Raw genomic sequence first — 12606 nt, forward strand, 5'->3', positions numbered from 1 at the left:
AAATGGGCTATCAATTTTACTTACATTTTTTTGCATTAACCTTACATTTTTGTCACTTGACTTTTAATGGGAGGATGAGATATGAAACGTTTGCTTATTTTGTTGGTTCTTATATTGTTATGTCTCGTGGGAGCTGGATGTGCAAAGAATAAGGATGTGCCATCTGCTTTAGAGTATAGCGGAAGAGCGCTTGTAATTGGAGTTATCGGTGAGGCGCCAAAGGATACGTTTAGAAACATAAAGTTTGTGAAGGTGAATTTAGATCAGATAAAAGAGAAATCAGAGAAAGTCGACGGATTTCTCGTTATGAAAGAATATTTTCAAGAAGCATCAGAAGAAAAATATACAGAGCTATTTTTAGGGTTAAAAAAGCCAGTGTTTTTTATCGGTTTAAAGGATAAGCCATATTTGATTTTTATAGAAAAAGATTTGGATTATAACAATGCACCAACAGATAAAGCAATGATGTATACACAAGGATTTGTAAATCTAGGAAGTGGTGAAGGGCAGTATTGGGGCACTGGTTTATACAATGAGACGATTTCGGAGCAAAGTATTCATAATATGTATATATACGTATTTCAAACGATTGCAGATTATTTGAGCAGGCATTGAGAAGCTCCGGACTAGGGGCTTTTTATTTTTTAGTTATTTAAATAAACGTTTGTTTAAGATGTATGTTCGGTCTAAATGATACATAATGAATGAAGAGGGGGGAATTTTTATATTTATTTTTTTATATATTATTTTTCTTTAAATGGCGGAAAATAAGGAAAATTTGCAGGATAAAAGAAAATTGTCGCGAAATAAGTTAAAGTTTRGAGAAKAATCGTTTGAAATAATAAAAYGTTTTCTATATGATAAAGGTAAAGGTTAGTAAAAAGTAGGTGAATTTATGGCAGTAACATTTTATTCATATCCAAAGTGTGGCACATGTCAAAAAGCAAAAAAATGGTTTGAGGCAAACGATGTAGCATATGAAATGATTCATATTGTTGAAAATCCACCGTCAAAAGAAGATTTGCGTAATTTACATGTGAAAAGTGAATTGCCATTAAAAAAATTCTTTAATACAAGTGGAATGCGTTACCGTGAACTTGGCTTAAAAGATAAGTTAAAAGATGCAAGTGAGGACGAAATGTTTGAGCTATTAGCATCTGATGGCATGTTGATTAAACGTCCAATCGTAACAGATGGCACGAATGTAACACTTGGTTTTAACGAAGAGCAGTTTGAAAGTGTGTGGAAAAAGTACCAATAAGGTATTTTTACATAATTAATACATTCACTGGAGGTACAGTCATGAGCATTCCAAATCATTTACGTTACTCTGAAGAACACGAATGGGTAAAAACTGAAGGCAACGAAGTTGTTATCGGTATAACTCATTTTGCACAAAGTGAGTTAGGCGATATCGTATTCGTTGAACTTCCTGAAGTAGGTGCAACAATTGAAGCTGACGAGCCATTCGGAAGCGTAGAATCTGTTAAAACAGTTTCTGAATTATACGCACCTGTAAGTGGTAAAGTTGTGGCAGTAAACGAAGAATTAAGCGACCAACCAGAACTTGTTAACGAATCTCCGTACGAAGGTGCATGGATGGTTAAGATTGAACTTTCTGATGCAAGTGAAGTAGAGAAGTTATTATCTGCAGAACAATACGCAGAAATGACAAACCAAGACTAATTTTAGTCGAGATAAAAAGGACAGCCTATGTGCTGTCCTTTTTATTTTGCATTGTGTGAACGAGCCGCCTGCGCTTTTCTTTGTCTAGCTCCAGCGGCTAGAACAGTCGGTCGTTTCACTCCTTCCTGCGAGGCAAAAAAGCGCCTTTACGTCAGGAATTCCAACGTCCTTCTGTTCTGAGTGAGCCGCTTCCACTTTTCTTTGTCCAGCTCCGCCTCCTAGCCCTTCATGTCTAAGAACCTTCCGCACAAGAAGACAAAAAGCGTCTTCTGTGCGAAAGAACCTTAGCCAACGGGGCTAAACAGTCGGCTCCGCTTTTCTTTGCAAAAATAAACAGGAAACAACATGAAAAGAACGAATATACTATATACTAAAGTAAGGTTGTTTTATAGTATATAGTGATCGGGTGATGACATATGGTCTATGTAGAGAAAGTCATTATTGTCGAAGGAAAATCAGATAGAAGAAAGATTGAATCTATTATTCGCGAACCAGTGGAAATTGTTTGTACAAATGGTACAATTGGTTTGTCGAAAATGGATGAACTCATTGATCAGTTTTTTGATRAAGAAGTATATGTGCTAGTGGATGCTGATGCGGCAGGTGAAAAGCTCAGAAAACAATTTCGTAAAGAATTTCCGCAAGCTGAGCATATTTACATTGATCGTTCGTATCGTGAAGTGGCAACTGCTCCTTCTAATCATTTAGCGAACGTATTATGGGGAGCTGACATTGACGTTTATACAGAATATTTACGGTAAGGAATGATAGAAGTGATTGACTGGACAGGTGCTGAAGCTACAGCTTTAATAGCAGACCAAGAAAAAACAGTGTTATATGTATATACACCGATGTGTGGAACATGCCAATTAGCAAAGAAGATGTTAACAGTTGTAGAAGCTACTATATCTGATTTGGAAATAGGAATGCTAGATTTAAATTACGCTCCGCATTTAGCGCGAGAATATGAGGTAGAAAGTGTACCTTGTTTACTCGTATTTGAGCGGGGAACACTTATGAAGAAAATATATGCATTTCATTCAGTTGAATATTTATATACAGAATTACAGTAGGCGGCAATGTTTTTGCCGCCTCGACATATTTCTTGGGAAATATGTCTGAAAGATAGAAGTGATACGTTATTTGTCGAGAGAAAGTAACAGGATTGCTCTTTAAGAAGATGGAATGGTATTAGTAGAAAGTGATATGAAGGATGTGATTAGAGTGGGATTATATTCGTTGCTTCAATCATTTGTAACGTATGCCAATAGCCAATATCATTTAGAGCCACTTCTACGGCAAGGAGAAAAAATAATTAATATCCGTTTGGGAGCTGAGTGTTATTCACTTCAAATCTCAAGAGAGTATATACAAATTTTGAAAGGAACCAAGGGAACAGAACAAATTGTTTGTTTTGGGGAGGAAGACCTACAGCGATTAGTTACTGGGAATATTAGGTTACAAACTTTAATTAATAATGGGCGTGTACACTATTCTGGAACGTATCGCACGATGCTATTATTTGAATCAGTGTTTCATATATGTAAACCAATGCCAGTAGGTGCTTAATATTCTGAAGTTTCGTTTTTTGTGAAAATTTCTGTTGACATAGTGGGTGTATATTGATAAAATTCAATTCATAAAATATAGACAATTTCATAAATTTCAAATCAGACGAAAATTGAATCTGATTTCTCTTATCAAGAGAGGTGGAGGGACTGAGCCCTATGAAACCCGGCAACCGTCAACTTTTATGTTGAAATGGTGCCAATTCCTGCAAAGCAAATGCTTTGAGAGATGAGAGGAAGGGATAATGTTGATATACGCATAAAAACCTTTCTGCTCATTCTAGAGGCAGAAAGGTTTTTTTGTTGTTTGAATGAGGAGGACGTTCGAATAACAAAATTTTAAGTGAGCAAGCCGCTTGCGCTTTTTAAATCAAAAAGGGGTGATACACCATGATTCTATTAGAGAATGTAAAGAAGATATATAAGTCAAAAAGCGGTGATGTCACTGCTGTGGATAACGCCAATTTAAAAATAGAGAAAGGTGAGATATTTGGTGTTATCGGATATAGTGGTGCTGGAAAAAGTTCTTTAATTCGATTGTTTAATCAATTAGAGAAACCAACTTCCGGACAGATTACGATAGCTAATCGTGTTATTTCAGCAATTACTGGAAATGAACTGCGCAAGGCAAGACAAGAAATTGGGATGATTTTTCAGCATTTTAACTTACTTTGGTCACGAACTGTACGTGAAAATATCGCTTTTCCACTTGAGATTGCAGGGGTGGATAAAGTGCAGCGAAGAAAGCGCGTGGATGAGTTAATTCGCCTTGTTGGATTAGAAGGAAGGGGCGATGCATATCCATCTCAATTAAGCGGAGGACAAAAGCAGCGCGTTGGGATTGCAAGAGCATTAGCGAATAATCCGAAAGTACTCTTGTGTGACGAAGCAACATCGGCACTTGATCCGGAAACGACAGATCAAATTTTAGATTTACTATTAGATATTAATAAGCGCCTTGGCTTAACAATTGTATTGATTACACATGAAATGCATGTGATTCGTAAAATTTGTAATCGCGTTGCGGTAATGGAAAAAGGAAAAATTGTAGAAAGTGGTCCTGTACTAGATGTATTCCGTAATCCACAGCAAGAGATTACAAAGCGATTTGTACAACAGATAACAGATTCTGAAGATACAAATGAAACAATTGAGAGCTTATTAGAAAAATATCCAGATGGAAAAGTGATTCGTTTGCAGTTTATTGGTGATTCCGTAGAGCGTCCAGTACTCCAGAGATTAATGCGGCGGGATGATATAGAAGTAAGTGTACTGCAAGGGAATATTGCTCAAACAAACAATGGATCGTATGGAAGCTTAGTGGTTCACCTAAATGGTGAGGAAGTAGCAATCCAGCAAGCGATAGAAGGAATCAATCAAGAGCAAGTAGAGCTGGAGGTGATTGCACATGGATAAGTTACTCGCAAACGTTGATTGGAATCAAATGCTAGAAGCAACAGGTGAAACATTATATATGACGGCAATCGCAGCACTTGTGACATTTGCTCTAGGTCTCATTTTAGGATTATTACTTTTTATGACGGCAAAGGATAATTTGTGGGAAAACAAAGCGATCCACACAGTGATTGGAGCATTTGTAAATATCTTTCGTTCCATTCCATTTATCATTTTAATTATTTTATTAATTCCATTTACGAAGATTCTTCTTGGAACAATTCTTGGGGCAAGCGCAGCACTACCAGCTTTAATTATTGGAGCAGCACCATTTTATGCAAGGATGGTTGAAATTGCACTTCGTGAGATTGATAAAGGAGTAATTGAAGCTTCAAAAGCAATGGGGGCAAAAACGAGCACGATTATTTGGAAGGTATTAATACCAGAATCACTGCCAGCACTTGTTTCTGGCATTACAGTAACAACAATTGCGCTTGTTGGTTACACAGCAATGGCTGGTATTGTCGGAGCTGGTGGTCTTGGTACCCTTGCTTATTTAGAAGGATTTCAGCGCGGAAATAACGATGTGACGATCGTTGCAACAATTTGTGTACTATTAGTTGTTTTCTTACTTCAATGGATTGGTGATTTTGTTACAACTCGAATTGATAAACGATAGATATAAAAAGGAAGGGTGTTTACAGCATGAAAAAATTATTACTTTCAGCACTTATTACAACTTCAATTTTTGGGTTAGCTGCTTGTGGCGGGAAAAGTGAAGATAAGCTTGTTGTTGGTGCTTCTAACGTACCGCACGCTGAAATTTTAGAGAAGGCAAAACCGTTACTTGAGAAAAAAGGTATAAAATTAGAAATTAAACCATTCCAAGATTACGTACTGCCAAATAAATCATTAGCGGATAAAGAGTTAGATGCAAACTACTTCCAACATATTCCGTACTTAGAAAAAGAGATTAAAGACAAAGGATATAAATTTGAAATAGCAGGAAAAATACATCTAGAACCAATCGGTGTGTATTCTCAAAAGTATAAAAATTTAAAAGACCTTCCAGATGGAGCAACAATTATTATGAGTAACTCTATTACTGACCATGGACGTGGTTTGGCAATTTTACAAAAAGAAGGTATTTTGAAAATTAAAGATGGTATAGAACCTGTAAAAGCAACTGTAAAAGATATTGTGGAAAATCCGAAAAACTTGAAGTTCAAAACAGATATTGAGCCTGGTTTATTACCACAAGTGTATAACAATAAAGAAGGCGATGCAGTTTTAATCAATTCAAACTATGCAATTGATGCAAAATTAAATCCGGAAAAAGATGCGATTGCGATTGAAGGCAATGATTCTCCATATGCAAACGTAGTTGTTGTTCGTAAAGGTGATAAAGATAAAAAAGAAATTACAGCACTTGTAGAAGTGTTACATTCGAAAGAAATTGAAGACTTTATTAATAAGGAATATAAAGGTGCGGTTATTCCTATTAAAGAATAATTTGAAAAAAATAAGAGCTGACGTTTGCCAGCTCTTATTTTTTACTGGGGTAAGAATAACTATGAATGAAGAATCTGTATGCAAAAAGTTCTAGAAATTACAAAAAAGGCGTCATCATATGAAGAAAATCACACTATCAATTTTTATAGAAGTCTTTGTATTTGCATTAGCTGGTTGCGGCGGAAAAGATAAAAATACGCTTGTTGTTGGTGCTCGAATGTGCCGCATTATTCATTAACTCAAACTATGCAATTGATGCAAAATTAAACCCAACAAAAGATGCAATTGCAATTGAAGGATCAGATTCTCCGTACACAAATATTATTGCGATTCGCAAAGGTGACGAAAATAGAAAAGAAATTAAAGAGCTTGTAGAAGTATTACATTCAAAAGAAATTCAAGATTTTATTAAGAAAGAATATAAGGGCGCTGTACTTCCAGTAAGTGAATAGGCGTAGGAAAGGGCTAGGGAATTTCTAGCCCTTTTTTCTTTATATATATAAGAAGAAAAGTGTATCATAATAGGATGTGAGGGAAGTACTTATATACATTTGTGAAAAAATTGTTACATTTTCTCAGTGTTTGCGATAACATTTTATTTGATATAAAATGAGAATGAGAATAAAATGAGAATGTGAATGTTTTAGGAATTTTTAAAATGTATATAGAGGATTAATGGAGGTATTGAGATGGCTGGTTCTACATTAACGGTTAAAGACTTACATGTATCAATCGATGGTAAAGAAATCTTAAAAGGTGTAAACCTTGAAGTAAAAGGTGGAGAAATCCACGCAATTATGGGACCTAACGGAACAGGTAAATCAACTTTATCTTCTGCAATTATGGGTCACCCAAAATATGAAGTAACAGAAGGTAGCATCATCATCGACGGTGAAGATGTATTAGAAATGGAAGTAGATGAGCGCGCACAAGCAGGTCTATTCCTAGCAATGCAATATCCAAGTGAAATTAGCGGAGTAACAAACGCTGACTTCTTACGTTCTGCAATTAATGCACGTCGTGAGGAAGGCGAAGAAATTTCTCTTATGAAATTTATCCGTACATTAGATAAAAACATGGAATTCCTAGAAATGGATCCAGAAATGGCACAACGTTACTTAAACGAAGGTTTCTCTGGCGGTGAGAAAAAACGTAACGAAATTCTTCAATTAATGATGATTGAGCCAAAAATTGCAATCTTAGATGAAATCGACTCTGGTCTTGATATCGATGCATTAAAAGTTGTATCTAAAGGTATTAACCAAATGCGTGGCGAAGAGTTCGGTTGCCTAATGATTACGCATTACCAACGTTTATTAAACTACATTACTCCAGACTTCGTTCACGTTATGATGAACGGTCGCATCGTTAAATCTGGTGGCCCTGAGCTTGCACAACGTCTAGAAGCTGAAGGTTACGACTGGATCAAAAAAGAATTAGGTATTGAAGACGAAACAGCAGAGCAAGAAGCGTAAGAGAGGAGCATAAATATGACAATCGGTACATTACCTTTCGATCAAGAAACAATCCGTCAGCGCGCAAGCGAAGTAAACGAAGCTGCTTGGTTGACTGAGTTCCGCTTACAAGCTCTTGCACAAGCAACTGAACTTTCAATGCCAACGCCTGATAAAACAAAAATCGATAAATGGGACTTTATCGGAAAAGGCCACACTGCTAAGCAAGAGCCTGTAAGTTCTTTAGAGGAACTTCCAGAAGCAGTGCAAAAGTTAATTGATACAAATAATAGCGTACTTGTAGGACGAAGTGGTACAACAGCATTCGTTTCTTTAGCAGACGAAGCAAAAGAGAAAGGCGTTATTTTCACAGATATCGTTACAGCTGCAACTGAGCATGCTGAACTCTTACAAAAGTATTTAATGAAAGATGGCGTGAAAGTAGATGAGCATCGCTTAACAGCACTTCATGCTGCATTAATCAACGGCGGTGCATTTGTATATGTTCCGAAAAACGTTGTTCTTGAAACACCACTTCAAGCTGTATTCTTGGTAGACGGCGAAGAAGCAAACGTATATAACCACGTATTATTCGTAGCTGATGCCAACAGTTCTGCAACATACGTAGAAAATTACGTAGCAAACGAAACTGTTACAGGTATTGCAAACATCGTGGCAGAAGTAATCGTAGAACAAGGTGCACAAGTGAAATTTGGTGCGGTTGATCTATTAGCAAAAGATGTAACATCTTACGTGAACCGCCGCGGCGGTGTAGGACGGGATGGACGTCTTGAGTGGGCATTAGGCCTTATGAATGACGGAAATACAATTTCAGAGAACGTAACGAACTTAATGGGAGACGGATCATTTGCTGATACAAAAACAGTAACAATTGGCCGTGGTAACCAAACACAAAACTTTACAACAAAAGTTGTTCACTTCGGTAAACACTCTGAAGGATTCATTTTAAAACACGGTGTACAAAAAGATAGCGCAACATCTATCTTTAACGGAATTGGTAAGATTGAACACGGTGCATCTAAATCAAATGCACAACAATCTTCTCGCGTTCTTATGTTAAATGAAAAAGCACGCGGTGATGCAAACCCAATTCTTTTAATTGACGAAGACGATGTAATGGCAGGGCACGCAGCTTCTGTAGGCCGCGTAGATCCACTGCAACTATACTACTTAATGAGCCGTGGTATTCCGAAGCAAGAAGCAGAACGTTTAGTCATCCATGGATTCTTAGCACCTGTAGTAAATGAGCTTCCAATTGAAGGAGTAAAAGCGCAGCTTGTTGAGGTAATTGAAAGGAAAGTTCGCTAATGAATATTCATGAAATACGCAAACAGTTTCCAATTCTTGATCAAAAGGTGAACGGCAAACAACTTGTATATTTCGATAGTGCAGCAACTTCTCAAAAACCAATTCAAGTCATTGAAACGTTAGAACGTTACTATAAAGAATACAATTCTAACGTGCATCGCGGTGTTCATACGCTCGGTACGAAAGCTACCGATGCGTATGAAGGTGCACGTGAGAAGGTTCGCAAGTTTATTAACGCGAAATCAATGGAAGAAATTATTTTCACGCGCGGAACAACAACTGCATTAAATACAGTAGCTGCAAGCTATGGCCTGGAAAATGTAAAAGAAGGCGATGAAATCGTCATCTCATACATGGAGCATCATAGTAATATTATTCCGTGGCAACAAGTTGCGAAGAAAACGGGCGCAACTTTAAAATACCTTCCGCTTCAGCAAGACGGAACAATCTCATTAGAGGATGCTCGTCAAACAATTACACCGAATACAAAAATCGTTTCTATTATGTATGTGTCTAACGTACTTGGAACGATTAATCCTGTAAAAGAGATTGCAGAAATCGCTCATCAAAATGGTGCAATCATGGTCGTTGACGGTGCACAAAGTACACCTCATATGAAAGTGGATGTACAAAATTTAAACTGTGATTTCTACGCATTATCCGCTCATAAAATGTGCGGGCCTACAGGTGTCGGCGTATTATATGGTAAGAAAGAATTGCTAGACAATATGGAGCCAATTGAATTTGGCGGCGAAATGATTGATTTCGTAGACTTACAAGATTCTACGTGGAAAGAGCTTCCGTGGAAGTTTGAAGCAGGTACACCGATTATCGGTAATGCGATTGGACTGGGAGCGGCAATTGATTTCCTAGAAGAAATCGGTCTTGATAATATTGAAAAGCATGAACATGAATTAGCGCAGTACGCTTTAGAAAGACTATCAGAAGTAGATGGCGTTACAATTTATGGACCAAAGCATCGTGCTGGTCTTGTTACATTTAATATTGATGAAGTACATCCGCATGATGTGGCAACAGTATTAGATGTAGAAGGCATTGCGGTTCGCGCAGGACACCACTGTGCACAGCCGCTTATGAAGTGGTTAAAAGCTTCTTCTACAGCACGTGCAAGCTTCTATTTATATAATACAAAAGAAGAAATTGATACATTTGTTGAAGCGCTAACGAAAACAAAGGAGTATTTCACAAATGTCTTTTAATAATTTAGATACGTTATATCGTCAAGTTATTATGGATCATTATAAGAATCCTCGTAACCATGGCGTGTTAGAAGATAGTGTTACAGTTAACTTAAACAATCCAACTTGCGGCGATCGTATTCAACTTACGATGAAAGTAGAAGAGGGAATTGTGAAAGAGGCGAAGTTTGAAGGAGAAGGTTGTTCCATCTCCATGTCTTCAGCTTCGATGATGACGCAAGCAGTAAAAGGAAAGAAAATTGAAGAGGCAATTAAGCTTTCTAAAATTTTCTCTGACATGATGCTAGGAAAAGAGTATGATGACAGCGTAGATTTAGGAGATATTGAAGCATTACAAGGCGTATGCAAGTTTCCAGCACGTATTAAATGTGCAACATTAGCTTGGAAAGCGTTAGAAAAAGGCTTAAACGAAGATAAGTAATGTTACAGGTTCCTAAACACGAGGTTATCTAAGGAGGGACATACCAACATGGCGAAGAAACTGCCAGATATCGGCGATTATAAATATGGTTTCAAGGATAAAGATGTTTCGATTTTCCGTGCTGGACGCGGTTTAACAAAAGAAATCGTTGAAGAGATTTCACGTATGAAAGAAGAACCACAGTGGATGTTAGACTTCCGTTTAAAATCACTGGATAAGTTCTATGAAATGCCAATGCCACAATGGGGCGGCGATTTAAATGACCTAGATTTCGATGAAATTACGTACTACGTAAAACCATCTGAGAAATCTGAGAAGTCTTGGGATGAGGTACCTGACGAAATTAAAGCGACATTTGATAAATTAGGTATTCCAGAAGCTGAGCAAAAATATTTAGCTGGTGTATCTGCACAGTACGAATCTGAAGTTGTATACCACAACATGAAAGAGGACCTAGAAGATCTAGGAATCGTCTTCAAAGATACAGATAGCGCATTAAAAGAGAACGAAGATATTTTCCGTGAGCATTTCGGAAAAGTAATCCCACCAACTGACAACAAATTCGCAGCATTAAACTCTGCAGTTTGGTCTGGTGGATCATTCATCTACGTTCCAAAAGGTATCAAAGTTGATACACCACTTCAAGCGTATTTCCGTATTAACTCTGAGAATATGGGACAATTCGAGCGTACGCTTATTATTGTAGACGAAGGCGCACACGTACACTACGTAGAAGGTTGTACAGCTCCTGTTTACACAACAAACTCACTGCATAGTGCAGTAGTAGAAATCATCATTAAGAAAGATGCATATTGCCGTTATACAACAATCCAAAACTGGGCGAACAACGTATACAACCTAGTTACAAAACGTGCTGTTTGTGAAGCGAACGCAACGATGGAATGGATTGACGGTAACATCGGATCTAAATTAACGATGAAATACCCAGCAGTTATCTTAAAAGGCGAAGGCGCTCGTGGTTTAACATTATCTATCGCGATTGCTGGTAAAGGCCAACACCAAGATGCTGGTGCGAAAATGATTCACTTAGCACCAAACACATCTTCAACAATCGTTTCTAAATCGATTGCGAARCATGGTGGTAAAGTAACKTACCGTGGTATCGTACAATTCGGACCAAAAGCGAMAAACTCTCGCTCTAACATCGAATGTGATACGTTAATCATGGATAACCAATCTACATCTGATACAATTCCTTACAACGAGATCAAAAACGATCACGTTTCACTTGAGCACGAAGCGAAAGTATCAAAAGTATCAGAAGAACAATTATTCTACCTAATGAGCCGCGGTATCTCTGAGCAAGAAGCTACAGAAATGATCGTAATGGGCTTCATTGAGCCATTCACTCGCGAACTTCCAATGGAATACGCAGTTGAAATGAACCGTCTAATCAAGTTTGAGATGGAAGGTAGTATCGGTTAATTTAAAAGTAGAAGCGCCCTGTTTACAGGGCGCTTTTTTAATTGGATGCAAATATATCAATCGTTGCTCCCGATATATCGGTGTTATTTTTGAAATACCGGTGCTTCGACACGATATAAAGACCTTGCGACGATGTTGGACATGTGAAAAGCCGCTGAAAAACTATCTAGTTTGAGTAAGGGGAAAAATTTTATCAATATACAAAAATTGAGATTACATGATATAATTTTTAAAAAAAGGAGGTGAGTATTTTAAAAGTTCTAAACCATGTTGAAGGAATAAAATTACTAGTATGTTTATTAGTTGGTTTATGTACTATTAATTATTCGTTTATTTCCTTCGCTGAAACATAAACAAGTAATTTAGCTGATGCAACAAAATTATTCTAAAAAAGGAGTTGAGTTTTTTGAAAATTACAAAAAATATTAAAGGAATAAAATTACTAGCATGTTTATCAATTGGCTTATGCACTTTTAATTATTCTTCTATTTCTTTCGCTGAAACACCTAAAAGTAATTCAGCTGATGCAACAAAAAAAGCTATTAACATTGATACTGGTATAGCAAATCTTAAGT

At 37.1% G+C, this 12606-nt stretch carries 14 protein-coding genes, 2 pseudogenes and 1 riboswitch; all 16 genes and pseudogenes read left to right on the forward strand.

Going from position 1 to position 12606, the window contains the following annotated elements:
- The first annotated feature begins 81 nt into the window (after window positions 1-81).
- Window positions 82-615 carry a hypothetical protein gene (locus AC1DIT_RS01590; RefSeq protein WP_016112405.1) on the forward strand — a complete coding sequence of 178 codons (534 nt, stop codon included), beginning with the start codon at window positions 82-84 and terminating at the stop codon, window positions 613-615.
- Window positions 616-895: 280 nt separating this feature from the next.
- Window positions 896-1261 carry an arsenate reductase family protein gene (locus AC1DIT_RS01595; protein ID WP_016112404.1) on the forward strand — a complete coding sequence of 122 codons (366 nt, stop codon included), beginning with the start codon at window positions 896-898 and terminating at the stop codon, window positions 1259-1261.
- A gap of 41 nt (window positions 1262-1302) precedes the next feature.
- On the forward strand, window positions 1303-1686 hold the full coding sequence (gene gcvH / locus AC1DIT_RS01600) for a glycine cleavage system protein GcvH (RefSeq protein ID WP_006096504.1): 384 nt from the start codon (window positions 1303-1305) through the stop codon (window positions 1684-1686).
- Between the two features lie 416 nt (window positions 1687-2102).
- Window positions 2103-2447, forward strand: coding sequence for a toprim domain-containing protein (locus AC1DIT_RS01605; RefSeq protein WP_476998024.1), 345 nt, complete (start codon window positions 2103-2105; stop codon window positions 2445-2447).
- A 3-nt stretch (window positions 2448-2450) separates the two neighbouring features.
- Window positions 2451-2759, forward strand: a complete 309-nt coding sequence (locus tag AC1DIT_RS01610) for a thioredoxin family protein (protein WP_077294545.1) — start codon at window positions 2451-2453, stop codon at window positions 2757-2759.
- Window positions 2760-2910: 151 nt separating this feature from the next.
- Window positions 2911-3255, forward strand: coding sequence for a hypothetical protein (locus AC1DIT_RS01615; protein ID WP_033670895.1), 345 nt, complete (start codon window positions 2911-2913; stop codon window positions 3253-3255).
- Window positions 3256-3380: 125 nt separating this feature from the next.
- Window positions 3381-3490: riboswitch (SAM riboswitch) on the forward strand.
- Between the two features lie 154 nt (window positions 3491-3644).
- A complete protein-coding gene (locus AC1DIT_RS01620; protein WP_016112401.1) occupies window positions 3645-4670 on the forward strand; it encodes a methionine ABC transporter ATP-binding protein in 1026 nt (341 codons plus the stop codon).
- Window positions 4663-5328, forward strand: a complete 666-nt coding sequence (locus AC1DIT_RS01625; RefSeq protein WP_016112400.1) for a methionine ABC transporter permease — start codon at window positions 4663-4665, stop codon at window positions 5326-5328. The genes AC1DIT_RS01620 and AC1DIT_RS01625 overlap by 8 nt, the downstream gene beginning before the upstream one ends.
- 26 nt (window positions 5329-5354) lie before the next feature.
- On the forward strand, window positions 5355-6161 hold the full coding sequence (gene metQ, locus AC1DIT_RS01630; RefSeq protein ID WP_016112399.1) for a methionine ABC transporter substrate-binding lipoprotein MetQ: 807 nt from the start codon (window positions 5355-5357) through the stop codon (window positions 6159-6161).
- 224 nt (window positions 6162-6385) lie between these two features.
- Window positions 6386-6613 (forward strand): annotated as a pseudogene (gene metQ / locus AC1DIT_RS01635) (methionine ABC transporter substrate-binding lipoprotein MetQ); the annotation flags it as partial.
- A gap of 237 nt (window positions 6614-6850) precedes the next feature.
- Complete coding sequence (sufC, locus tag AC1DIT_RS01640) at window positions 6851-7636, forward strand: Fe-S cluster assembly ATPase SufC (protein ID WP_016112396.1); 786 nt, start codon at window positions 6851-6853, stop codon at window positions 7634-7636.
- Window positions 7637-7651: 15 nt separating this feature from the next.
- Complete coding sequence (gene sufD, locus AC1DIT_RS01645) at window positions 7652-8944, forward strand: Fe-S cluster assembly protein SufD (RefSeq protein ID WP_016131073.1); 1293 nt, start codon at window positions 7652-7654, stop codon at window positions 8942-8944.
- Window positions 8944-10164, forward strand: coding sequence for a cysteine desulfurase SufS (sufS, locus tag AC1DIT_RS01650; protein ID WP_016112394.1), 1221 nt, complete (start codon window positions 8944-8946; stop codon window positions 10162-10164). The genes sufD and sufS overlap by 1 nt, the downstream gene beginning before the upstream one ends.
- On the forward strand, window positions 10154-10585 hold the full coding sequence (gene sufU, locus AC1DIT_RS01655; RefSeq protein ID WP_016112393.1) for a Fe-S cluster assembly sulfur transfer protein SufU: 432 nt from the start codon (window positions 10154-10156) through the stop codon (window positions 10583-10585). Before sufS ends, sufU begins: the two co-directional genes overlap by 11 nt.
- 48 nt (window positions 10586-10633) lie before the next feature.
- On the forward strand, window positions 10634-12031 hold the full coding sequence (gene sufB / locus AC1DIT_RS01660; RefSeq protein WP_476998025.1) for a Fe-S cluster assembly protein SufB: 1398 nt from the start codon (window positions 10634-10636) through the stop codon (window positions 12029-12031).
- Window positions 12032-12437: 406 nt separating this feature from the next.
- Window positions 12438-12606, forward strand: a pseudogene (locus AC1DIT_RS01665) (alveolysin); the annotation flags it as partial.

The sequence above is a fragment of the Bacillus sp. 05T22 genome (assembly GCF_056396765.1).

Excerpts from the sequence above, each read along its gene's own strand:
- sufU (WP_016112393.1), top strand. The coding sequence starts at position 10,154 with ATGTCTTTTAATAATTTAGATACGTTATATCGTCAAGTTATTATGGAT.
- AC1DIT_RS01625 (WP_016112400.1), top strand. The coding sequence starts at position 4,663 with ATGGATAAGTTACTCGCAAACGTTGATTGGAATCAAATGCTAGAAGCA.
- gcvH (WP_006096504.1), top strand. The coding sequence starts at position 1,303 with ATGAGCATTCCAAATCATTTACGTTACTCTGAAGAACACGAATGGGTA.
- metQ (WP_016112399.1), top strand. The coding sequence starts at position 5,355 with ATGAAAAAATTATTACTTTCAGCACTTATTACAACTTCAATTTTTGGG.
- sufS (WP_016112394.1), top strand. The coding sequence starts at position 8,944 with ATGAATATTCATGAAATACGCAAACAGTTTCCAATTCTTGATCAAAAG.
- AC1DIT_RS01590 (WP_016112405.1), top strand. The coding sequence starts at position 82 with ATGAAACGTTTGCTTATTTTGTTGGTTCTTATATTGTTATGTCTCGTG.
- AC1DIT_RS01620 (WP_016112401.1), top strand. The coding sequence starts at position 3,645 with ATGATTCTATTAGAGAATGTAAAGAAGATATATAAGTCAAAAAGCGGT.
- AC1DIT_RS01595 (WP_016112404.1), top strand. The coding sequence starts at position 896 with ATGGCAGTAACATTTTATTCATATCCAAAGTGTGGCACATGTCAAAAA.
- sufD (WP_016131073.1), top strand. The coding sequence starts at position 7,652 with ATGACAATCGGTACATTACCTTTCGATCAAGAAACAATCCGTCAGCGC.
- sufC (WP_016112396.1), top strand. The coding sequence starts at position 6,851 with ATGGCTGGTTCTACATTAACGGTTAAAGACTTACATGTATCAATCGAT.
- AC1DIT_RS01610 (WP_077294545.1), top strand. The coding sequence starts at position 2,451 with ATGATAGAAGTGATTGACTGGACAGGTGCTGAAGCTACAGCTTTAATA.